This window comes from Quisquiliibacterium transsilvanicum, from assembly GCF_014202215.1.
Taxonomy (GTDB): Bacteria; Pseudomonadota; Gammaproteobacteria; order Burkholderiales; family Burkholderiaceae_E; genus Quisquiliibacterium; species Quisquiliibacterium transsilvanicum.
In genome coordinates this window covers 285,361-308,196 of sequence record NZ_JACHGB010000005.1, presented here as the reverse complement: position 1 = coordinate 308,196, position 22,836 = coordinate 285,361, and the positions used below count along the sequence as shown (strand labels likewise).

The following is a 22,836-nucleotide window of genomic DNA, read 5'->3' as shown; positions in this document are numbered from 1 at the left end:
GCAGGTGGATCGCTGCCGGTCGACCTCGCGCAGATGGGTTTTCCGTCGGCGATGGCAGAGGGTCGAAAGCTTATGATCGAAGAGTTCGATGCATCGTTCCAAGCTTGACCCCTCCCTGACAAGCGGCGGGATGCGGCTCGTGGCCGCAAAGCTGACACCGCGGCTGGGTACGGCCAGGTTCCTGGCTCGCCCAAGGCTCATCGAGATGCTCGATCGCGCAGTAGGCGCGAAGCTGGTGGTGGTACGAGCGCCGGCCGGATTCGGAAAGACGACCTTCCTGGTCGAGTATCACCGACGGCTCCAACAGCGAGGAGTCGCCACGGCCTGGCTGACGCTCGATGAGGCAGACAACGATGTATCCCGATTCCTGTCCCATGTCCTGGCGGCGTTTCAGGCGATCGATCCCACGCTGGCGCTGATCACCCCTTCGGCCGGTGAGCGCGACGTGACTGGTGCAGCGCTCGACCTGATCCACCACCTGTCGATGCAGACCCGTCCGTTCGCGCTCTTTCTCGACAACCTCGAGGCGGTTCAGGCGGCGGCCGTCATGGGCGTGATCCGATCAATCCTGGATGCACTGCCCGTCGGTGGGCAGGTGATCGTCGGCAGCCGCGAGTCCCCGAAGCTCGGCCTCGGGCGCTTGAGGGCGCACGGGCATCTGGTCGAGGTCACCCAGGAAGCGCTGCGCTTCTCTCTCGACGAGTCGGCCGCCCTGCTGCGCGGCGAATGCAGGCTCGACCTGGACGACCGGCAGATCAGGGGCCTCCATGGACGTACGCAGGGCTGGGCGGCGGCATTGTGGCTGGCGGCGCTGGCACTTAGGGAGCATGACGATCCGGAGGGCTTCATAAGATCGTTCAGCGGCTCGCACGCTGCGGTCGCGGACTACCTGCTCGACGATGTGCTCTCCAGGCTCCCGGAGGAATCACGAGATTTCCTCCTCGACGTCAGCGTCCTGGATGATTTGAACCCTTCACTCTGCGACGCGATCACCGGTCATCGTGACAGTCTTGTCCGGCTGGCGTCGTTCGAGAAGGCCGGCCTGTTCGTCATACCGCAAGGCCCGGAGGGTGGCTCCTACCGGTTTCACCCGCTGTTTCGAGACTTCCTCTGCGGCGAGCTCGCCAGATCTGATCCGGGCAAGACGGCGAGACTCACCCGCACGGCCGCCGATTGGTATCTTGAGCGTGGCCAGCCCGTCAGTGCGCTCGAGCACATGATCCGCTCCGGTGACGTCGCCGCGTCGATCGAACTGCTCCGTGAACATGCGGAGCCGCTGCTCTGGCAGGGACGAGTGTTCCTTCTGGCGAAGTTTTTCGATCGGATGCCGGGCGTCGTCGGCTTCGGTGGGGACGCTCGCCTGAAATGCGGCTACGGCTGGGCGCTTGTCTTCACCCATCGCTACGCCGAGGCCCTTTCCCAACTCGACCAGGTCGAGGCCCATGGATCCTGCGACGAGGGAATCCGGGCCGAACTGGCCGTTCAGCGCGCGTTCATCCTGGCGATGACCGATCAGGTATGGGAGGCGCTGGCCGCTTGGGAAGCGTGCGCAGGGCAGGTGTCTGCTGAGGAGAATCCTTTCGCGCATAGTCTCCAGCAGAACTCGCACGCCTTCTGTCTCATCGCAGCCAATCGATTCGAGGATGCGCGGGCGGTGATCGCCCAGGGTATGCCTTCTCATCGGCAGATCGGAAGTTCGTTCAACCTTGCCGTGGGCGCGTGCCTGGATGCGGCGATCGACCTGGCGCGGGGCGCGGTGCGTCCGGCGATCGCGCGTTGCCGCGCTGCGCTGGCCTCGGCCACGACTCATCCCGGCCAGCACGCATCCGGGAGCACCATCGCCGCCGCCTTCCTCGCGGAGGCATGCTATGCGGGCGGTCAGCTTGACGAGGCGGAGCGCCTGCTCGACGCATATCTTGCGATGATCGACGATGTTGCCGCTCCGGACCAGTTGATCACCAGCCGCGTCACCCTTGCCCGCATCGCGTACCGTCGCGGAGAGCGCGGGCAGGCTGCCGATCAGCTCGATCTTCTGGAGAGGAAGGGGCGTCTGGAGCGCCTGCCGCGCCTTTGCGGAAGCGCCAGCCTGGAACGGGCGCGGATGGCGCTCCTCGACGGGGACCTGGAGGCGGCAAAGGATCATCTTCTGGAAGACACAGTTCCGGACGTTCCGGATCCCGGCGGCGAGCTTTCCCTGCACGCGAACGACATCGAGGGGCCGGTACATGCTTCGGCCCGGATTGCCATCCACGATGGTCGAGCGGCCGAAGCGATCGGGAGTCTGGAACGCGCGATCGCTCAGTCCTGCAGTCAGGGTCGACTGCGGCGCGCGCATCATCTTCGGGTGCTGCTCGCGATGGCCTTAGACTGCTGCGGATTCACCGAGGACGCGCTCCAACTTGCGCGCGAGTTGTCGTCGGTGGCGTTGACCGACGGTCTGTCCAGCATGATCGAGGACGAGGGACCGAAGGCACTGGAGCTCTTCGAGCGGGCTCGGACCGGCGAAGTTCCGGGCCAAGGGAGCGAACCGGCCATGCCGCGCCGGGACCTCGTGTCCGGGAAGATGCGCACCGGAAGTGGGGACCCGGACGATTCGAACGCGGTCCGGGTCGGCCGGGAGGCTCTGACGCCCAAGGAGGTTCGCGTCCTTCTCCTGTTGGCGGAGGGACATTCGAACCGTGTCATCGCGGAGCGCATGTTCGTCTCCGAGTCGACGGTCAAGACGCATCTGCGCAGCATCAACGCCAAGCTCTGCGCCGAGAACCGCACTCACGCGGTAGCGATCGCGCGTCGACTTGGAATACTGGAGCCGAACTGAGTCACGCGCCCTGATCCGATCGAATGGCGGCTCAGAGGCTGCGGGAGATCAGCTCCTTCATGACCTCGTTGGTGCCTCCGTAGATCCGCTGGATGCGTGCGTCGGTGTACATGCGGGCGATCGGGTATTCGTTCATGTAGCCGTAGCCTCCGAAGCACTGCAGGCAGTCGTCCAGGACCCGGCACTGCACGTCGGACGTCCACCACTTGGCCATGTAGGCGGCCTCCGGATCGAGCGTTCCGTCGACCAGCCGCTGGATGCAGTCGTTGACGAAGCTGCGAACCACGTGCGCCATGGTCGCGCACTCGGCGAGCTTGAAGCGCGTGTTCTGGAAGTCGAACACCGTCTGCCCGAAGGCCTTGCGCTGGCGCGTGTACTCGACGGTCAGTTCGACCGCGCGCTCGATGACCGCGGCCGCGGCCACCGAGACGATCAGCCGTTCCCAGGGGAGGTGGCTCATCAGCTGCCGGAAGCCCTGGCCTTCGACTCCGCCGAGCAGGTTCTCCGCCGGAACCATGACATCGTCGAAGAACAGCTCGCAGGTGTCCACCGAGTGCTGTCCCATCTTGTCGAGCACGCGTCCGACGCGGAACCCGGGCGGCGGATCGTCGACCTCCACAGCGAGGAGCGACACGCCCCTGGAGCCCAGGGCGGGATCCGTCTTGCAAGCGACGAGCACGAGCTGCGAGGTGGCGCCATTGGTGATGAAGGTCTTGGCGCCGTTGAGCACGTAGTGATCGCCCCGGCGCTGCGCGTGCGTGCGCATGGACTTGAGGTCGGACCCGCTGGCGGGCTCGGTCATGGCGACGCTGGTCAGCCACTCGCCTCGCGCCATCTTCGGAAGCCAGCGTTCGCGCTGCGACGCCGTGCCGAACTCCAGGATGTAGTGGGCGACGATCGAGTGCACCGAGTGCTTCATCGGCATCTCGATGCGCGAGAGCTCATCGAGCACGACCAGCTGGTAGGCGGCGTTCGTGCCCGAGCCGCCGTACTCCTCTGGAAGCTCCGGCAGCATCATGCCGAGCTCGCCCATCTTGTGCCAGACCTCGGGGTCGATCCGACCCTGCTTGCGCCATTCCGGAAGCCGGGGCGCCATCTCGGTCTCGGCGAAGCGTCGCACCTGGGCGCGGAACAGAGCGACGTCCTCGGTCATCCAGGGATGCTGATGCAATCGGGGGAACATGGATCCTTCCTGTCGGCGTTGAACGTGCGCCGGGTCGATGGTGTCGGGATGCTGCTGCGGGACGGAATTCAGGCGATGCAGCGCTGGCGCCCCTCCCAGAAGGGCTTGCGCAGCTCGACCTTGAGGATCTTCCCGGCACCGGAGAGCGGAAGCGCATCGCGGAACTCCACGCTGCGCGGGCACTTGTAGCCCGCGATCCGCTCCTTGCAGTGCGACTGGATCCGGGCAGCGTCCGCGCTGGCGCCCGGCTTCAGGACGATCACGGCGTGGACGGACTCTCCCCAGCGGTCGTCCGGGATGCCGATCACCGCGACGGACGCGACCGCCGGATGCTGCGCGATCGCGTTCTCGACCTCGGCGGAGTAGACGTTCTCGCCCCCGCTGATGATCATGTCCTTCATCCGGTCGACAACGAAGATGTAGCCGTCCTCGTCCATGTACGCGCCATCCCCGGTGTGCATCCACCCGTCGCGGAGCGCCGCGGCGGTCTCGGCCGGCTTTTTCCAGTAGCCCATCATCACGTTCGGGCCACGCACGACCACCTCGCCGACCGTGCCGCGCGGCACCTCGCGGCCTTCTGCGTCGACGATCCTGAGCGCCACCGAGAAGGTCGGCCGGCCCGCGGCCCGCAGCTTTCCGGCCTTGCGTCCTTCCTCGCTGTGGTTGTGGAAGGAATTGAAGGTGGCCAGCGGCGACAGCTCGGTCATTCCATAGGCCTGGCCGAATTGCACGCCGGGCATCGCGTCCATGGCTCGCAGCAGAACCGCCTCGGAGATCGGCGACGCCCCGTAAAGAAGCCTCTCGACCATCAGCTGGTCGCGTGCACCTCCGATCGCCGGATGGTCGACCAGCATCTGGACCATCGTCGGGACCAGCAGCATGTCGGTGACCTGGTCGGAAACCATGCTTTCGATCACCGACTTCGGCTCGAAGGCAGGAACGACGGCATGCGTTCCGCCGTTGAGGAAGTGCGCGAAGGAAAGTCCCATGTCGGCCAGGTGGAACATCGGTGCCGCATGCAGGTAGGTTGATCCCGGGCGCGAGAACCCCTCCATCAGGTAGCAAATGGCCGATGCCCAGAGATTGCCGTGGCTGAGCATCACGCCCTTCGGGAAGCCCGTGGTCCCGCCTGTGTAGAAGATGCCGGCGAGATCCTGCGGCCCACGCGCCGCGTCCTCGATCGGCGCGTGGTCGCGCAGCAGTGCCTCGTAGGAAAGCATGCCGGCGCGGGGCTCGCCGTCCGTGGCATGGATCACCGCCTTCAGCGCTGGGCAGCGGGCTGCGATCTCCGCGCCCATCGCGGCGAAGGCGTCGTCGACGATCAGGGCGACCGATTCGGCATCCTCCAGGGAGTAGATGATCTCCTCGGCGCTCCAGCGGATGTTGCAGGGGTTGAGGACCGCGCCTGCCCAGGGCACCGCCATGCAGTACTCGAGATAGCGGTCCGAGTTCAGTGCGAGCATGGCCACCGTCTGGCCGGTACCCACGCCCACGGTGCGAAGCGCGCCGGCGAGCCGTGCGACCCGGTCGCCGTATTCACGGAAGGTCCGCGCACGGCCCTGGAAGCGTACGGCGATGCGGTCGGGATGAAGCTGGAGCGACCTGATCAGGGATTGGGTGGTGGTCATGTCCGTGTCCGCAGGTGATCAGGCGGTTGCCGAGGCGGTCGCGTCGCCGCCATGTCGCTCGACGAGGATGAATTTCTGCACCTTTCCGGTGGGTGTCCGGGGCAAGGGCTCCGACTGCAGGAGGATCTCCTTCGGCGTCTTGAAGCTGGCGAGTCGTTCACGGCAGTGCCGGACCAGCTGCTCGGTGGTCAAGTCGGATCCAGGCTCGACCACCACGACGGCGCTCACGCGTTCGCCCCACAACGGATCCGGCAGCCCGACGACGGCGCACTCGATGACGCCGGGGCAGTCGAGGATGGCCTCCTCGATCTCTGCTGCAAATACGTTCTGCCCGCCCGAGATGATCATGTCCTTCTTGCGGCCACGGATGAACAGGTAGCCTTCCTTGTCCATGCTGCCCAGGTCCCCGGTGTGGATCCATCCGTTTCGGAAGGTCTCAGCGGTCTTCTCGGGATTCCGGAAGTAGGCGGTGGTGCCGGTGGGAGAACGGCCGATGATCTCGCCGATCTCTCCGGGGGGCATACGCCTGCCCTTATCGTCGACGATGCGTACTTCGGCGTGCGGAATCACCCGACCGACGGAATCGGGGCTGACCTTCCGGTCCTCCGGCGTGCTCACGACCAGCGCGCCGGTCTCCTGCATGCCGTAGTACTCGTAGATGTCCGGGCAGATGCGTTCTGTGACGCCACGGCGGATCGGCTCCGGCAGCATCGAACCGGCGAATACGGTGGCTCGAAGGGAGCCCAGATCGCGTTTCGGGAGATCTGGGTGCTGCAGGAGCATCGCCCCCATCGTCGCAACCAGGTTCGTGATCGTCACTCGCTCCTCCTCGATCAGCTGGAGCGCGCGGCCGGGATCGAAATTGCCCAGGACGTTGCGCGCGCCGAAGTAGAGACCGGCGGCGATCCAGGCGTAGCCGACGCGCCCGAACATCGGGAAGACCGTCAGGAAGGTGTCGTGCCGGCTCACGTCCATCGACGTGAACATCGGCGTCACCGTGGCGTTGTTGTAGTGCGTGAGCGTGTAGCACTTCGGCAGGCCGCTGGTGCCCGAGGTGAGGTTGAAGTAGAAGGGATCCGCCTCCTCCACCTCGATCTCGGGTTCGGCAGGCGAGGACGAGGCGAGAAGGCCCTCGTAGTCCAGGACGCCCGGCCCCGCGAGCGCACCGAACAGGGCCCGGTGCCGCAGCGTCGGAACCTCGGCCGGCGCCCTGTCGAGCACCTCCTGGAAGCGGGCTTCGCAGAACAGCGCCTGCGCGCCGACCGTGTTCATCAGGCCGAACAGCTCTGCGGGCGAGAGCCGGTAGTTCAGCGGCATGCCGACGATCCCGGTCTTCGCCAGCGCGAAGAGGATCTCCACGATCTCGACCCGGTTGCTGGTCAGCAGCGCGACAACGTCGCCCTTCTTCAGGCCCATGCCGATCATGGCGTTGGCGAGCCGATTGCAGCGTTCGTCTACCTGCCGGAACGTGGGGCGGCGTCCGGTCTCGCTGCAGAAGAATGCCTCGCGATCGCCGAACCGCACGCCGGCGGTCGTCAGGATGTTTCCGGCCACCAGTTTGCCGATGCCCCGTTCGAGTCTGCCTTCCATGTGCTCCTCCGCATCTCTATTGTTATGTTCAGTTGCCGGTGAACTTCGGTTCGCGGCGCTCGGCGAAGGCGGCGATCGCCTCCCGGTGGTCGGCATCGAAGAAGTTCGCCTTCTCGAGGGCGAGCGAGGTGTCCAGCACCAGGTTCACGGCGTCGCGTACGAGCTTGTTCACCGAGGCCTTGGTGGCTTCGACGGCGCGGCGGGGGCCCTCGGCAAGGCGCTTCGCCATGGCAGTCGCGGCGGCCAGGACCTCGGCCTGCGGAAGCACGGCGTTGACCAGTCCGATCCGCTCGGCCTCGGCAGCGCTGAGGGCGTCTCCGGTCATCAGGTACTGCTTGGCGCGTGCGGGGCCGACGAGCAGCGGCCAGATCACCGCCCCGCCGTCGCCGGCCGCCACGCCCACGCGGACGTGCGGGTCGGAGATCCGCGCGGTGTCGGCGACGAAGACCATGTCGCAGAACAGCGCGAGCGTCGCGCCCAATCCGGCCGCGTGTCCGTTGACTGCGGCGACGATCGGCTGCGGCACCTCGAGCAGATCGACGATGATCTTGCGCGCCTCGATGAACAGCGTGTCGACCTGCGCAGGCGTGATGTCCCTGAACCAGGCGAGGTCGCCGCCCCCGCAGAATCCGCGGCCTTCGCCGGTCAGCACTACCGCGTGCACGCTGCGGTCCGAGGCGATCTGGGCGAACACGGTCGAGAGCTCCGTGTGCAGGCCGGCGTTGATCGCGTTCATCGCCTCGGGGCGGTTCAGGGAAACGGTCAGAAGACCGCCGTCCTGCGCGAATTTCAGGAATCGGTAGCTTGATTGGTTCATCTGTTCATCCTGTTCGGGAGTGCGGATCACGCTTTGTGTCGACGCGTGAAAGGGGTTCCGGGACTCAGCAGCTTGCCGTGACGCCGCCATCGACGATGTGCTGGCCACCGGTCACGTAGGAGGAGCGGTCCGAGCAGAGCCAGAGCACCATCTCGGCGATCTCCTGCGGACGCCCGAGCCGCCGCATGGGCGCGGCCGACACGGCGCGGTCGAGGTGCGGGCCGGTGAAGATGCTGCGGTCACCCACGGTCATCGGCGTCTCGATATATCCCGGGCATACTGCGTTGATCCGGATGCCGTGCTTCGCGTACTCCAGCGCGGCGGTGCGCGTCAGGCCGATCACGCCGTGCTTCGAGGCCGAGTAGGCCGCCGCCCCGGCCGCGCCGCCGGTGCCCGCGATGGACGCGGTGTTGACGATCGCCCCCTTGCCTGCCGCGCGCATCGCGCGCAGCTGCGGCACCAGGCAGTGGAAGACCCCGGTCAGGTTCACGTCGAGCACGCGCTGCCAGAGCTCGAGCCCCTGGTCCTCGGTCAGCGACGTGCTGCCGGAGATCCCCGCATTGTTGAAGGCAACGTCAAGGTGACCGAAGCGCTCGACCACGGACTCGACGAGCGCGCTGCAGGCCTGAGCATCACGTACGTCGAGCCTGTGGAAGACGGCCCGACCTCCGGAGCGTTCCACCGAGGCGGCTGCATTGTTCCCCGCCTCCTGGTCCAGGTCGGCCATGACGACGGTCGCGCCGGCCGCCGCCATCAGCTCGGACGTCGCGAGGCCGATCCCGGATGCTGCGCCCGTGATCAGTGCGATCTTTCCCGCGAGTTCGCTCATGACTCGTCTCCAGTCGAATCCGATGCGCCGATGGGGACGAAACTCGGGGCGCGTCGATCGGCGAAGGCGCGCACGCCCTCGCCGAACTCGCTGCCGCATGCCGCCGTGACGATTTCACGTCGCTCCGCGTCCAGCTGCTCGGCAAGCGTGTTGCCATGCGATTGCCGGACCAGCCGCTTGATCGCTGCAAACGATCCGGTGGCGCCGGTGCGCAGGCGCTCCACCAGTTTCTCGGTCTCGGCGTCGAACGCGGCATCCGGGAAGACGAGGTTCACCAGTCCGAGCGCCTGTGCACGGTCCGCATCGAATCCGTCGGACAGGATCAGGAGTTCGAGCGCCCGCCGTTCACCGAGCAGCCGCGGCAGGTACCAGGTCGCGCCGAGGTCCGGCGTGGCGCCGATCCGGCTGTAGGCGAGGCTGAACTTCGTTCCCTGGGCCGCGACGACGATGTCGGCCATGTTGAGGTAGCCGAGACCGCCGCCGGCGACCGCGCCGTGGACCGCGGTCACGACGACGACGTCGAGCGTGCGCAGCTTCGCCAGCGCTGGATTCAGGGCCGTCAGCAGAGCATCGATGCGAGCCGCCATGCCGGACAGGTCGGGCGCCAGGAAGGCCATCGATGCGCCCGGGCAGAACATCGGTCCGTTCGCCCGGATCAGGACAACGCGCACCGATGGATCGTCGGCGATGCGATCGATGGCGTCGATCAGCGCGTTGCTGCTGCGCTGGTCTATCGCATTGCGCGCCGCCGCGTTGTCGAGGGTGACGGTCGCGATTCCGCGCTCGACGACCAAGGTGAGCGGGGCGCCGGGCCCCGGCTGCGTCTCGTCTGCCTTGTGCATCGCGTCACTTGCCGATCACGTCGCCGAACAGCACCCACTGCTTGCCGTCGAAGCGGTTCAGGCGAAGCTGCTCGATCGGGTAGTAGTCGGTGGGTCCGGTGTTGATGCGGATGCCGGGCAGGAGGCTCGGCAGCTCGAGGTCCTTCAGGTTCGCCGCCTGGCGCATCACGTTCTCGCGGCTGAGATCATCGCCAGCCTGCTTCAGCGTCTGCACCATCGCCTGGGCCATCCCCTGGGAATAGACGTTGATCCAGTCGTCGAGGCTTCCATCCGGGTAGTATTTCTTCATGAACGCGCGCCACTCGTTCATCGCGGGGTCGTTCGCCCAGGCGGCGTCCGTCGGGTCCTTCGTGTAGGCGCTGCTGATGATTCCCACCGCCTTTTCGAGCCCGGCAGGCTTCAGCACGGAACCCACGGACGCGCTCACGTTCGCCAGGATGTGGAGCGGTTTCCAGCCCATCTCGTAGACCTTGCGGATCGACATGGCGGCGAATTTCGGCGTCGTCAGGTTGAGCAGGACGTCTGCGCCGGAGGCCTGCAGGCTGATCAGCTGGGTGTCGATCATCGGATCGGTCAGCTCGTAGGAGCGCTCGGCCACGATCAGTGCCTTCGCCTTTTCGCCCAGGCCCATCTTGAAGCCGGCCAGCACGTCCTTGCCGAAGTCGTCGTTCTGGTAAAGAACGGCGACCTTCGCGTCGGGCTTCTCCTTCAGCAGGTAGCGCGCGTAGACGATGCCTTCGGTCTGGTAGGTGGCATTGAAGCCGATGGTCCAGGGAAAGTTCTTGTGGTCGCCCCACTTGGTTGCGCCTGTGCTGACGAAGAGCTGGGGAACCTTGTTCTGATTGAGGTAACGCTGCACCGCTGCCGTGGTCGAACTGCCGATGGTGTGCACGAAGAGGACGTTCTCGCTCTCGACGAGCCTGCGCACCACCTCGACGGTCTTGGGCGGGCTGAAGGAGTCGTCGAGGCTGATCAGGTTGATCTTGCGTCCATTGATGCCGCCTTCGTCGTTGACCTTGCGGAAATGCGCCGCGATGGTCTTCCCGATCGCCCCGTATGCGGAGGCCGGACCGCTGTAGGGCGCCGCCTGTCCGATCTTGATCTCGGTGTCCGTGACCCCGGGCCCGTAGTTCTTCGTCTGCGCCGCTGCTGCACCGGCAAGCATGGAGCTGGCGCCCAGGACCAGCAGTGTGCGCCGCAAGGCGTCGAGGTTTCTCTTCGTCATGTCTGTCTCCCTTGTGTGTCCGGGGCGATCGCCTTGACGGCGGTCCGCGGATCGTTGCTGTATCGGAGACAGTCTGACGACCGGCGAGGTCCTCTTCATCGAACGAAAGGATGGAAATCGATCTTCGCCCTCGTTCAAAAGGATGATTCGATGATCTCCCGACGCGTCCGGATCGACGGGCGGCCGGGAGCCATCGGCGGCATAACCGGGACAGTTGAGAGCCGAGGATTTCTACCCGTTCGGACGATGCGTTGATCCGCCGCGCTGCCGAGAATCGAATGCGATTTCCACGGACAACGGCGAGGGTCGCCGATCGGGAACGGAGCATGCGAATGAGCGGCATGGGATTCGTGCTTTGGCACGTCGAGGACGGCGTCGGTCACATCCGCCTGAACAGGCCGGAAGCGGCCAATGCACTGAACACGACCGCGGCACGGCAGCTGAACTCGGTCGTCGAGCAGGCCGCGCAGGCCGAGGTCGGCGTGATCGTGATCTCGTCGAATGGCCGGCAGTTCTGTGCGGGCGGCGACATCGACGAGTTCGTCGAGCGGCGCGATCACCTTGACGCGCTCATCGAGGAGATCCTCTCCAGCGTGCATCCGACGATCCACCGTCTGGCGACCCTTCCGGTTCCAGTGATCAGCGCGGTGCAGGGACCCGTGGGCGGTGCTGGCATCGCGATCGCCCTCTGCGCCGACCTGGTGTTTGCGTCTCCGGAGATGAAGCTCAGGGGCGGCTATTCGGCCATCGGCCTGAGCCCCGATCTCGGCGCTTCCTGGTACCTGGCGCGCCGGGCTGGCGCCGCGCGCGCAAAGCAGATCCTGATGACCAACCGGGCGATCAGCGCGGAGCAGTGTCTTCGCTGGGGCATCGTCGACGAGCTGCACGATTCGCAAGACCTGATGGCAGCTGCCTGCACCCTTGCCGCCCAACTCGCGCGCGGTGCCAGGAAGTCGCTCGGCGGAATCAAGCGTCTGTGCGACGCGGCGCACGAGCATGACCTGAGAATGCATCTCGACCTCGAGCGGGACGCGCTCCTCGAGTGTGCCCGCTCCGCCGACGGCCGCGAGGGAGTGACGGCCTTCGTCGAGAAGCGTGCGCCCCGCTTCTCGGGCAGCGCACCGGACTGAATACACCCGATCGGACAACCAGGAGAGCACTCGGATGACACAGAAGGTCCACGTCGCCGGCGTCGGCATGATTCCGTTCACGAAGCCTGGCGCCAGCGCTTCCTACATCGAGATGGGGGCCGAGGCCGTCCGGCTCGCGCTGGCGGACGCGGGGGCGGGCTACGAGCTGATCCGGCAGGCCTATGTCGGCTACGTCTACGGTGATTCGACCGCTGGACAGTCGGCGCTGTACGAAGTCGGCCTGAGCGGCATCCCCATCGTCAACGTCAACAACAACTGCTCCACCGGCTCCACCGCGCTCTACCTGGCTCGCCAGGCGGTGGAAAGCGGGGTGGTCGACTGTGCGCTCGCGTTGGGCTTCGAGCAGATGAAGCCCGGGGCGCTCGGAACGGTGTGGCAGGACCGTCCGCCGATCATGGGCAAGGGCCAGGCGGTGGCCGACGAGCTCTGCGGTGACGTCCGGATCCCGATGGCCTTGTGCCACTTCGGCGGGGCAGGTCGCGAGCACATGCAGCGCTATGGAACGAAGGTGGAGACCTTCGCCGCGATTCGCGCGAAGGCCAGCCGGCATGCGGCGAACAACCCGCTGGCGATTTTCAGGAAGGTGGTGAGCACGGAGGACGTCATGGCCGACCAGCAGATCTGGCCCGGCGTGATGACCCGGCTGATGGCCTGTCCGCCCACTTGCGGAGCGGCCGCCGCGCTGCTGGTCTCGGAGCGCTTCGCGAAGAAGCACGGCCTTCGCACCGACGTGGCGATCCTCGCGCAGTCGATGACCACCGACACCGTCAGCTCCTTCGAGCCGCCTTCGATGATCCGGATGGTGGGCTTCGACATGGCCCGCGCTGCCGCGCGCGAAGTCTACGAGCAGGCAGGCGTCGGTCCGGAGGACATCCGCGTTGCCGAACTGCACGACTGTTTCGCGCACAACGAGCTGCTCACCTACGAAGCGCTCGACTTCTGTTCCGAGGGCGGCGCGGAGAAGTTCGTGAGCGACGGCGACAACACCTACGGGGGGGCGGTGGTCACCAACCCGTCGGGCGGGCTGCTGTCCAAGGGACATCCGCTGGGCGCCACCGGGCTGGCGCAGTGCTACGAGCTGACCCACCAGCTTCGTGGCACCGCGGACAGGCGTCAGGTGGAGGGCGCGACGCTCGCGCTGCAACACAACCTCGGACTCGGCGGCGCCTGCGTGGTGACGCTGTACGGCCGCAACGGCTGAGGAATCGCCGTGGGCGCAAGGAATGCGCTCACGGGACATCGCAGAGGAGTGAAACAGGAATGGCAGACAAGAGCCTGATCGGCCGTTCGCTCGGCGTGACGGTCGCGGAAGTGGAGAAGGGGAGGCTGCGCTTCTTCGCGAAGGCGATCGGGGAGAGCGATCCGGTCTACGTCGACGAGGCCGCCGCGAAGGCCGCCGGGCATCGGTCGCTTCCGGTTCCCCCCACTTTCCTGATGTGCCTGGAGGGCGAGGGGCGGAACCTGGTCGAGACGCTGAAGGTGCTCGGCTTCGACCTAGGGCGGATCCTGCATGCGGAGCAGGAGTTCGTCTATCACCGGATGGCTTACGCGGGGGATACGCTGAGCTTCGACACCCGCGTCGGCGACGTCTACGACAAGAAGAACGGCGCCCTGGAGTTCGTCGTGCAGGAGACCAGAATCACCAACCAGGCGGGGGAGCACGTCGCTGACATGCGCTCCTCGGTCGTCCAGCGCAACGCCTGAGGACCGCAAGCATGAAGACGCCGAAGTTCGAAGACGTGAATGTGGGCGACGCGCTGCCGGTCCTGAGCCTGCCGCCGATCAGCCGCACGACGCTGGCGCTCTACGCCGGCGCCTCTGGCGACCACAACCCGATCCATATCGACCTCGATTTCGCGCGCCGGTGCGGGATGCCGGACGTGTTCGCCCACGGGATGCTGTCGGCCGCCTACCTGGGACGCCTGCTCACGGGCTGGGTGCCGCAGCAGAGATTGCGGAGGGTATCGATGCGTTTCACCGGGATCACGCAGCTCGGGCATGCGCCCGCCTGCGCCGGACGCGTCGTCGAGAAGTACGAGGAGGCTGGCGAGAAGCGCGTCAGGGTGGAGCTGCGCTGCGCGAACCAGTACGGCGAGGACAAGATCCTCGGCGAGGCGGTCGTGGCCCTGGATTGAACGAACCCATCGGAACGGAGGAACGGAGATGAAGCAGCTCGAAGGGAAGGTGGCGCTGGTCACGGGATCGGGGCGCGGCATCGGCCGCAGCCTGGCGCTGAAACTCGCGGCCAACGGCGCGCGGGTGGTGGTCAACGACCTCGACGCCGAGCCGGCGCACGCGGTCGTCGAGGAGATCCGCGGCAAGGGCGGCGACGCGGTGGCCTGCGCCGGCAGCGTGACGGCTCCGGACTTCGCCGACCGGTTCATCAAGGCGGCGGTGGACAACTACAAGGCGATCGACATCATCGTCAACAACGCCGGATACACCTGGGACAGCGTCATCCACAAGATGACGGACGAGCAGTGGTACGCGATCCTCGACTGCCACCTGACGGCGCCGTTCCGCATCCTGCGCGCCGCCTACCCGGTGATCAGTGCCGCTGCCAAGGCCGATGCCGCCGCGGGGGTGGAGGTCTTCCGCAAGGTGGTCAACATCTCCTCGGTCGCCGCCGGCGGCAACGCTGGACAGGTCAACTATTCGTCGGCCAAGGCCGGGATCATCGGCCTGACCAAGACGATGGCCAAGGAGTGGGGCCGGCTGAAGGTCAACGTGAACTGCGTGGCCTTCGGGCTGATCAATACGCGCCTGACCGAGGTCACCGCCGACGGCAACGCCACGGTGAACATCGAGGGCCGCAACATTAAGGTCGGGGTGAACCCGGACCTGATGGCCATGGCCAAGGCCACCATTCCGCTTGGGCGAGCCGGAACCCCGGACGACGGCGCGGGCGCGGTGTACATGCTCTGCACGCCAGAGTCCGACTACGTGTCCGGTCAGGTGGTCATCTGCGGTGGTGGCTTCGGGTCGATCTGAACACCTGCATGCCGAAGGACCCCCAGGCCATGAAGAGCGGCGACCTCGCGCGCTCCGGGGGCGCTGCCTGGAAGCGCCCGGACGCAGTCAGCCCCCGAGCGCAACGACGAGCACCCGCCCCGCCATGTAGACCAGAAGCAGCGAACCGATGGTCCACAGCGTGGCGCGGGTGTCGTGGGTGCGCGCGCTCAGGTAGGCCCCGAAGTGCAGCAGCCGCGACACCACGTAGCCATAGAGCACCCAGCGCGCCTCGACGAGCGATGGCTCGCTGAGCACGTACAGGAAGCCCGCCGCCAGGAAGAAGGGCAGGTTCTCCAGGTCGTTCATCTGGATGCGGCGGATGCGCTCGACGCGCTCGTCGGGCTGTAGCTGCGCGGGGTTGGGTGCCGGGTTGAGCGGCGTCCTGCGCAGGTCCTCGGGCGAGCGATAGCCGCCCTTCACCTGCATCATCCGCAGCACCGTCAGCCAGGACATGCCGACGGCCTTGAGGATCATGATCGACGCGGCGATCGCGTAGGTGGCGAACAGCGGGTTCGCCAGGCTGATCTCGTTCATGGGGCCTCCGGGAAGGCGGGGCATTCGGCGGCCCCGTCCAGGTTTCAGCTTGCGCGCGACGCGAGCGTCAGCGCAAGGTCCGGAAGAACCCCCGCACCTCCTCCACGTAAAGCACCGGCTGCTCGAAGGCCGCGAAGTGCCCGCCCCTGGGCATCTCGTTCCAGTGCACGATGTTGCGGAAGCGCGGCTCCATCCACTTGCGCACCGGCGTGATGATCTCTTTCGGGAAGACAGCCACGCCGGTGGGCACGTCGATCGGCGGGCGCTCGCCGCCCTTGCCGAAGCTCTCCCAGTACAGGCGCGCGGACGACGCGGCGCTCGCGGTCACCCAGTAGAGCATCACGTTGTCGAGCAGCTCGTCGCGGCCGAGCACATTCTCCGGGTGGCCGTCGCAGTCGGTCCAGGCCCAGAACTTCTCCAGGATCCAGGCGGCCTGCCCGGACGGGGAGTCGGTGAGGCCGTAGCCGAGGGTCTGCGGACGCGTGCCCTGCTGCTTCGAGTAGCCCGAATCCCACTTGCGGTAATGGCGCTGACCGCGCATCGCGCGCTTCTCTTCCTCGGTCGGTTCGTCGCCGACGTCGGGCCGCGTCTCCGAGGCCAGCGTGACGTGGATTCCCCCGCAATGCGCCGGGTCCAGCGCGCCCAGCGCCGAGGTGACCGCCGAACCCCAGTCTCCGCCCTGCGCGAAGTAGCGCGCGTAGCCCAGCCGCGCCATCAGCGCGGCCCAGGCCTGGGCGATGCGGTCCACGCCCCAGCCGGTGCCGGAGGGCTTGCCCGAGAACGCGTAGCCGGGCAGCGAAGGGCAGATCACGTGGAAGGCGTCGGCAGCGTCGCCGCCGAAGCGCACCGGATCCACCAGCGGCTCGATCACCTTGTGGAACTCGACGATGGACCCAGGCCAGCCATGGGTGATCAGCAGCGGCGTTGCCTGCGGATGCGGCGAACGCACGTGGACGAAATGAATGTCCAGCCCGTCGATCTGCGTGACGAACTGGTCGAAGCGATTGAGCAGCGCCTCGCGCGCGCGCCAGTCGTAGTCCTCGGCCCAGTAGGCGCACACCTCGCGCATCCAGGCCAGCGGCACGCCCTGGCTCCAGTCGTCCACGGTCTCGGCCTCAGGCCAGCGGGTGTTGCGCAGGCGGGCGCGCAGGTCGTCGAGGACCGTGTCGGGGACTGCGATGCGGAAGGGGCGGATGGCGTCGGTCATTCGGTGCTCCTGGCCTCGCGCCGTGCCCGCAGCTCATGGCTCTCCAGGTGGCACCATGCCGCGCGCAGCGGTCCGGGGTCGACGCCGGCGGCGCGGGCCCGGTGCAGCATGTCGGCGACCACGTGGCGGCCTTCGGTGCGGTGGCCGCCTTCCAGGTCGCGCAGCATGGAGGCCATGCCGGCCGAGGCCGGATCGAAGAGCATCCGCCGGAAGCCGCCCATCGCCGCCTCGCGCGGCGGGTGGCCGTTGGCAGTGGCGGTGCCTGCGCAGGCGTCCAAGGCCTCGGTCATCAGCGCAGTGCCCTCCTCGCTGGAGACGATGTCGCCGACCGCGGCGCGCATCAGGCAGGTCATCGCGGCGAGCGTGCACAGGCCGACGAACTTCTCCCACATCTCCTGCCGCATGTCGTCGACGAGCACCGAATCGACCGGCGTCTTCGACAGGAATCCATGCAACTGTTCGAGCTTGGCGCGTGCATCCGGGCTGGTGCCCGGCAGCGGGCCGAAGGCGATCCGGTGCATCTTCGCCAGGTGCAGAACCTCGCCTTTCGGGCCGAGCGTGACCGGGATCGAGCAGCATCCCCCCACCACGCGTTCGGCGCCGAAGACCTGCGCCAGCCGGTCGAGATGCGACAGGCCGTTGAGCAGCGGCAGCACATGGGTCGAAGGCCCCATCGCCGGGGCGATCGCCTCGAGCGCGCCGTCGAGGTCATAGGCCTTGCAGGTGAGCAGCACGAGGTCGTAGGGCTCGCGCACCGCCGTGGCTTCAACCCAGCGCGGCTGCACGTCGAAGTCTCCGAACGGGCTCCGAACGGCGAGGCCGTGCTCGGCGAGCTGCGCGGCGCGCCGGCTTCGCACCAGGAAGGTGACGTCGGCGCCTGCCTGCTGCAGCCGTGCGCCGAAATAGCCGCCGATCGCGCCGGCGCCCAGTATCAGGATCTTCATGTCGTCTCCTCCATCGCCGGGCCGCCGGTTCGATGTCCGCGGCCTCGGTCGGTCAGGCCAGGTTCAGGTGGCGATCGTTTCGGTGCTCAGGTCGAGGCGGGCGAGCAGCGCGCGGTCCCGGTCGGCCTCGGGGTTGGCGGTGGTCAGCAGCTGCTCGCCGTAGAAGATCGAGCTTGCGCCCGCCATCAGGCAGAGCGCCTGCAGAGCCTCGTCCATCTGCTGGCGTCCGGCGGAGAGCCGCACCACGGTCCGGGGCATCGTGATGCGCGCCACCGCGATCGTGCGGACGAACTCGAAGGGGTCGATCGGGGCCACGTCGCCCAGCGGCGTGCCGGGAATCGGGACCAGGTTGTTGATGGGCACCGTGTCCGGGTACGGCTCCATGTTGGCCAGCTGGGCGATCAGCCCGGCCCGGTGCGCGCGGGTTTCGCCCATGCCGACGATGCCGCCGCAGCACACGCTGATGCCGGCGGAGCGGACCTGGTCCAGGGTGTCCAGGCGGTCCTGGTAGGTGCGCGTGCCGATCACCTTGCCGTAATACTCCGGCGCGGTGTCCAGGTTGTGGTTGTAGTAGTCGAGGCCGGCGTCCTTCAGCGCCCTCGCCTGCTGGCCGTCGAGCATGCCCAGCGTCATGCAGGTTTCCATGCCCAGCGACTTCACCTCGCGCACCATCTCGGTCACGCGTTCCATGTCGCGGGCTTTCGGCGATCGCCATGCCGCACCCATGCAGAAGCGGGTGGCTCCCTTGGCCTTCGCGGCGCGCGCGGCTTCGAGCACCTCGTCCAGCGGCATCAGCTTCGCGGCCTCCACTCCGGTCTCGAAGTGCGCCGACTGCGCGCAGTAGCCGCAGTCTTCGGCGCAGCCGCCGGTCTTGATCGACAACAGCGTCGACAGCTGCACGGTGTTCGGGTCGAAGTGCTCGCGATGCACCTGCTGGGCGCGATAGACCAGGTCCATGAAGGGCGTCTCGAACAGCGCCTCGACGTCCTCGACGCGCCAGCGCTGCGGAGCGGCAGCGGCCCTCGACGGGGCGGCGGTGCGGCGGAGGGATTCGGGTGAAACGGTGGCGACGACGGTCATGGGATCTCCTGCAGGGGGAGGCCGATTGAAACAGACGGCGGCGCCCGCAGGCAAATCGCCGGGCCGGGTTCCGGATCGTGCGGCGGGCGTCGCGGCACGGGGCCGGAAGCGGTACGCTGACCGTTCGTCATCGCCGCAAGGGAGAACGCCATGTCAGGTCCCCACCGGAATTCTCGACGCTCGGCACTTGCTGCCGTGATCTTCACGCTCGGGTTCGCGTGCGCCCTGCCCGCCGGTGCGCAGCAGCCTGCCGCCGGCAGCCCCGGGGACCTGCTTAAGGACGCGGGCTTTCGCGCCGCCTGGGCCAAGGCCGCGGCACCACTCTCCGGCGGCGAGCGCTGGGTGGCACGCCTGGAGGGGCCGGCGCCTCAGCTGCGAAGCGTCACCCTGTCGGGCACGGCCTACACGCTGGCCGCGGTGTGCAAGCCGCACGATTGCGGCGACAACAACCTGGTGCTGCTGCACGATCCGTCGTCGGGACGGGTGCATGCCCTGGTGCACCGGGCAGGCCGCAGCAGGCTGCTTGGCGCGCCCCCGCCGGAGATGGCAGGCGAGCTCGAGAAGCTGTGGCGCCAGGAGTGGCGGCAGGGACGGTGATGCGGAGTTTGAGCGTGCCCGTCAGTCGTGCCCTGGCCGGAAGCCGCCGTGTCCGCTCGACCGACCCGGCGGACTGACGCGCCGACGCGAGGCGCGTGATCAGCCTCGCCGGCGCGAAGCTCCGGTCCGGCGCCTGGGCCCGGATGAGGAATCCGCGGCGAGCTGCGCGCAGCGTTCCGCGTCTATGGGCTGTCCGGCAGCGCGAAAGCCCAGTGCGGCCGCTGCGAAGCGTGTCGCTGCCTCGCCGGCGTTCGCGCCGGCAGCCGCCGCGATATGGCCGCGCACCTCCTCGTGCGCCGCGTGCCAGGCGGGCAGGCGCATCACCACGTCGGCCAGGTAGGCGCACTGCTTCTCGTGCTGCTGGGCAAGTTCCAGTTCGCCTGCGCGCGCAGCGGCGATCGCGGCGGGAACGGCGAAGGTGATCCTGCACCCGGGGCAGGTTTCGAGCGGACCGCGCACCGATGCCGCGGCATCCTCCATCACGTGCAGCGCTGCCTGCGGATCGCCGGCGTGCAGCGCGATCCGCGTGCCGTAGATCCGGTCCAGCAGGTGGAAGCCGATGTCGGTCTGGCGTGCCACGTCCAGCGCCTCGTCGATCATTGCGCGCGCCTCGTCGCGTCGGCCTTCATGCAGGCAGATCTCGGAGAGACGCTGCAGGGACAGGGCTTCACCGACCGCGCCACCGATCGCGCGGTGCAGCCGCGCGCCTGCTCGCAGGTGCTCGCGCGCGGACTGCAGGTCGCCGGACAGCCATTCGGCCTCGCCGCGCAGGGTCGTGGCGAACGCGTGGCCGCGCGCGGCCCCCAGGCGCAGCGCTTCGCATCCCAGCGCATCGGCGAAGGCGATCACCTCCGGATAGGGCCGTGCGCCATAGAGAAAGCGCTGCGTGATGCACAGGTGGCCGTCGAAGACGCGCACTGCAAGATGCGGCAGGTGGCTGGTCTCCTGCAGATCCGCCCAGACGCTGTGGTGGAGCTCGCCGCGGGCATGTGCGGCTGCTGCCTGCGCCCAGGACGCGATCACCAGCGAGGTCGTGTCGCCCGATTCCAGCGCCAGGCGCCGCGCGGCCGCCGCCTTCGCGGTGCCCATCGCGGGGTCCGCCGCGCCCAGGGCTGCTGCGCCCGCGTAGGCGAGCGCCTCGCACAGCCGGCCCTCGACGCTGCCCGGCCGCAGGCCCTCGAGGGCCACCAGCGCGCCCTTCGGATCGCCGAGCTTCACCTGAGCCAGCGCGGCCTTGGCGAGGAGATCGTCGCGTGCATCCAGCTCGGCGGCCTGCGCTGCCTGCCGGTAGGCAGCGAGTGCTGCAGGCTCGCCCATCGCGTCCAGGGCCTCGGCGCGCAGGCGCAGCGCCTCGGCGTGTTCCGGCTGGAAGCCGAGCACCGGTGCCAGGTGCCGCAGCGCGTCGCTGAAGGCGGCCAGCCGAACCGCCTCGCGTGCGGCGGCAAGAAGCCAGGGCTGCGCCTCCTGCGGGCTGCCTGCGTCCAGCCACTGCCTGGCCACGGACGCGGGCGGCGCGTCCAACTCTGCGAGCCTCATTGCGATGCGCCGGTGCATCCGCAGGCGCCGATGCGGCGGAACCCGCTCGACCAGCGCCTGCCGCACCAGTTCGTGCCGGAAGCGGTAGCGGCCCTCCACCGGCACAAGCACGCCGGCCTCGAGGGCCTGGTCCAGTGCTTCGAAGGTGGCCACCCCTGCCTCGGCGCCCAGTGCCTCGGCAGTGGGGGCATCCGGCGCGTCGCCCGCCAGGGCCAGCCATTCCAGCAACAGCAGCGCTGGAGCGGGCACGTCGCACAAACGCTCGGTGATCGCCCCGGCGGCACTGAAGGGAAGCTTCTGGGGCGCTCCGGACGAGGCGCACCGCGCCAGCTCGATCGCGGCGAACGGATTGCCCTCGGCTGCCCGGGCCAGTTGCTCGACGATTGCCTCGGAAAGCGCCGCCGGTGCCGCGCGTGCGATCAGCTGCCGGGAATCGTCATCGGCCAGCGGATCGAGCTCGATCACCTGGAGCACGCCCGCGCGCTGCAGGCGCGCCACGCCTCGCGCCAGGGCACTTCCCTGCGCCGGGGCTCTCGTTGCGATCAACAGGAAGACCGGCGGACCCGCCATCGCCAGCTGCATGATCACGTCGACGTCGGCATCGTCGATCAGGTGCGCATCGTCGACCTGCAGCAGCACGCCGGCCTCCGGGGCTCCGGCCACCAGCAGGCGGCGGATGGCCCCGACCACCTGATGACGGCCCAGCGGACCCGGCAGCCGCTCGGAGGGCGCGGCGATCGACGTGAGCTGCGCGAGCACCGTCCGCGCCTGCGTGCCGATCCGGTCGAGCAGGCTGCGATCTTCGACGACCATGCGCTCTGCCAGGGTGGCCGCGACCGCGTAGGCGCGACCGGTTCCCGTCGCGTCCACGCGCAGCACCCGCCAGCCGCGGGCTCGCGCCCGTGCTGCAATCTCGCGGCAGAGCGTGCTCTTGCCGATGCCTGCGGGTCCGCGCAGCCCCAGGCCGCCGGTGCGCTCGGCGGCCGCGGTGCCGAGCAGCGCCATCGCCTGGGCGATCTCCGGCTCGCGTCCGACCAGGGCCGGGCCCGTCGTCTGGAGCCCCTCGACGCAGCGTTCGTAGAGCGCTTCGGTCCGGGCGTCCGGCGGCACGCCAAGCGTCTGCTGAAGCGCCTCGCGCAGGCGCGCATACCAGCGCACGGCCTCGGCGCGATTGCCGCTCTCGAGCGCCCGCTGCATCAGCTCGCGGTGCGCCGGCTCGTCGGCAGGCTCCAGCTGAGCCAGCCGCTCCCACTGTGCGCTCGCGCGCAGAAGGTCGAGGTGCAGCGCATGCATGCGTTCGCGAGGAGCCTCGGTCCAGGGCTCATACCGGGCACCGGGCAGCAGGTCGCCGGCGCAGGCCGACGCGGCGTCGGCGCAGGCCTGCGGATCGCGCGTCGCCAACGCTGCCGCTGCACCGATTTCGAAGGCGTTGGCATCCACGACCAGCGTGCCGTCCGGCCAGAGCAGCAGTTCGCCGGCCTGCTGGACGATGGCGTCATGGCGGCCCAGCGCCTGCCGCGCATGGTGCAGCGCCTTGCGCAGGTTGGCGGCGCCGGCATCTGGCTCGAGCCGGGGCCATAGCGCGTCGATGACCAGGTCGCGGCTCATCCGGTGACGCGGCTGCAGCGCGAGCAACTGAACCAGATGCGCTGCACGCAGGCTGGGCCAGCGCTCGGCCGGCAACTCGCTGCCGCCGATGCACACCGAAAACGCCCCGAGCAGCAGGACGTCGAGGCGGGAGTCCGGGCGGGAAGAACGATGCCTGGCGTTCGCTTCCATGAGGCAGTGTGCGCCCCGGAACGCCCGAGCGTAAAGCACCCCGCCGGCCTTCCCTGTCCGCGGT

At 68.1% G+C, this 22,836-nt stretch carries 19 protein-coding genes; 7 read left to right on the top strand and 12 right to left on the bottom strand.

What is annotated here, in order from left to right:
- Positions 1-88: 88 nt before the first annotated feature.
- A complete protein-coding gene (locus tag HNQ70_RS13885) occupies positions 89-2,818 on the top strand; it encodes a winged helix-turn-helix domain-containing protein (RefSeq protein ID WP_183968606.1) in 2,730 nt (909 codons plus the stop codon).
- Between the two features lie 31 nt (positions 2,819-2,849).
- Here the strand turns inward: HNQ70_RS13885 and HNQ70_RS13880 are convergent, their stop codons facing one another.
- The 7 genes from HNQ70_RS13880 to HNQ70_RS13850 all read right to left on the bottom strand — a co-directional run bounded on the left by HNQ70_RS13880 (position 2,850) and on the right by HNQ70_RS13850 (position 10,932).
- On the bottom strand, positions 2,850-4,001 hold the full coding sequence (locus tag HNQ70_RS13880; protein ID WP_183968604.1) for an acyl-CoA dehydrogenase family protein: 1,152 nt from the start codon (positions 3,999-4,001) through the stop codon (positions 2,850-2,852).
- 68 nt (positions 4,002-4,069) lie between these two features.
- On the bottom strand, positions 4,070-5,629 hold the full coding sequence (locus tag HNQ70_RS13875) for a long-chain-fatty-acid--CoA ligase (protein ID WP_183968602.1): 1,560 nt from the start codon (positions 5,627-5,629) through the stop codon (positions 4,070-4,072).
- An 18-nt stretch (positions 5,630-5,647) separates the two neighbouring features.
- On the bottom strand, positions 5,648-7,219 hold the full coding sequence (locus tag HNQ70_RS13870) for a class I adenylate-forming enzyme family protein (RefSeq protein ID WP_183968600.1): 1,572 nt from the start codon (positions 7,217-7,219) through the stop codon (positions 5,648-5,650).
- Between the two features lie 28 nt (positions 7,220-7,247).
- Entirely contained in the window at positions 7,248-8,036 is a 789-nt protein-coding gene (locus tag HNQ70_RS13865; protein WP_183968598.1) for an enoyl-CoA hydratase/isomerase family protein, read from the bottom strand.
- A 64-nt stretch (positions 8,037-8,100) separates the two neighbouring features.
- Positions 8,101-8,865, bottom strand: a complete 765-nt coding sequence (locus HNQ70_RS13860; RefSeq protein ID WP_183968596.1) for an SDR family NAD(P)-dependent oxidoreductase — start codon at positions 8,863-8,865, stop codon at positions 8,101-8,103.
- Complete coding sequence (locus tag HNQ70_RS13855) at positions 8,862-9,707, bottom strand: enoyl-CoA hydratase/isomerase family protein (RefSeq protein WP_183968594.1); 846 nt, start codon at positions 9,705-9,707, stop codon at positions 8,862-8,864. Before HNQ70_RS13855 ends, HNQ70_RS13860 begins: the two co-directional genes overlap by 4 nt.
- A gap of 4 nt (positions 9,708-9,711) precedes the next feature.
- Entirely contained in the window at positions 9,712-10,932 is a 1,221-nt protein-coding gene (locus HNQ70_RS13850; protein ID WP_221302813.1) for an ABC transporter substrate-binding protein, read from the bottom strand.
- Between the two features lie 332 nt (positions 10,933-11,264).
- On the opposite strand from HNQ70_RS13850, the gene HNQ70_RS13845 reads away from it, so the two are divergent.
- Genes HNQ70_RS13845 through HNQ70_RS13825 form a run of 5 tightly spaced genes read left to right on the top strand, consistent with a single transcriptional unit; the run spans position 11,265 to position 15,074 of the window.
- Positions 11,265-12,062, top strand: a complete 798-nt coding sequence (locus HNQ70_RS13845; protein ID WP_183968592.1) for an enoyl-CoA hydratase/isomerase family protein — start codon at positions 11,265-11,267, stop codon at positions 12,060-12,062.
- A gap of 34 nt (positions 12,063-12,096) precedes the next feature.
- A complete protein-coding gene (locus HNQ70_RS13840; protein ID WP_183968590.1) occupies positions 12,097-13,284 on the top strand; it encodes a lipid-transfer protein in 1,188 nt (395 codons plus the stop codon).
- Positions 13,285-13,343: 59 nt separating this feature from the next.
- Positions 13,344-13,787, top strand: coding sequence for a MaoC family dehydratase N-terminal domain-containing protein (locus HNQ70_RS13835; protein ID WP_183968588.1), 444 nt, complete (start codon positions 13,344-13,346; stop codon positions 13,785-13,787).
- 11 nt (positions 13,788-13,798) lie between these two features.
- Positions 13,799-14,218 carry a MaoC family dehydratase gene (locus HNQ70_RS13830; protein ID WP_183968586.1) on the top strand — a complete coding sequence of 140 codons (420 nt, stop codon included), beginning with the start codon at positions 13,799-13,801 and terminating at the stop codon, positions 14,216-14,218.
- 28 nt (positions 14,219-14,246) lie between these two features.
- A complete protein-coding gene (locus tag HNQ70_RS13825) occupies positions 14,247-15,074 on the top strand; it encodes an SDR family NAD(P)-dependent oxidoreductase (protein ID WP_183968584.1) in 828 nt (275 codons plus the stop codon).
- Between the two features lie 87 nt (positions 15,075-15,161).
- Here the strand turns inward: HNQ70_RS13825 and HNQ70_RS13820 are convergent, their stop codons facing one another.
- The 4 genes from HNQ70_RS13820 to bioB all read right to left on the bottom strand — a co-directional run bounded on the left by HNQ70_RS13820 (position 15,162) and on the right by bioB (position 18,860).
- Positions 15,162-15,629 (bottom strand): MAPEG family protein, encoded by a 468-nt coding sequence (locus HNQ70_RS13820; RefSeq protein ID WP_183968582.1) that lies wholly within the window; start codon positions 15,627-15,629, stop codon positions 15,162-15,164.
- A gap of 67 nt (positions 15,630-15,696) precedes the next feature.
- Complete coding sequence (locus HNQ70_RS13815) at positions 15,697-16,836, bottom strand: epoxide hydrolase family protein (RefSeq protein WP_183968580.1); 1,140 nt, start codon at positions 16,834-16,836, stop codon at positions 15,697-15,699.
- A complete protein-coding gene (locus HNQ70_RS13810; RefSeq protein WP_183968578.1) occupies positions 16,833-17,780 on the bottom strand; it encodes a ketopantoate reductase family protein in 948 nt (315 codons plus the stop codon). The genes HNQ70_RS13815 and HNQ70_RS13810 overlap by 4 nt, the downstream gene beginning before the upstream one ends.
- Positions 17,781-17,843: 63 nt before the next feature.
- Complete coding sequence (gene bioB, locus HNQ70_RS13805) at positions 17,844-18,860, bottom strand: biotin synthase BioB (RefSeq protein ID WP_183968576.1); 1,017 nt, start codon at positions 18,858-18,860, stop codon at positions 17,844-17,846.
- A gap of 150 nt (positions 18,861-19,010) precedes the next feature.
- On the opposite strand from bioB, the gene HNQ70_RS13800 reads away from it, so the two are divergent.
- Positions 19,011-19,457: an Ivy family c-type lysozyme inhibitor gene (locus HNQ70_RS13800; protein ID WP_183968573.1), complete on the top strand. Its 447-nt coding sequence runs from the start codon at positions 19,011-19,013 to the stop codon at positions 19,455-19,457.
- A gap of 99 nt (positions 19,458-19,556) precedes the next feature.
- Here the strand turns inward: HNQ70_RS13800 and HNQ70_RS13795 are convergent, their stop codons facing one another.
- On the bottom strand, positions 19,557-22,772 hold the full coding sequence (locus HNQ70_RS13795; protein ID WP_183968571.1) for an ATP-binding protein: 3,216 nt from the start codon (positions 22,770-22,772) through the stop codon (positions 19,557-19,559).
- Positions 22,773-22,836: the final 64 nt, after the last annotated feature.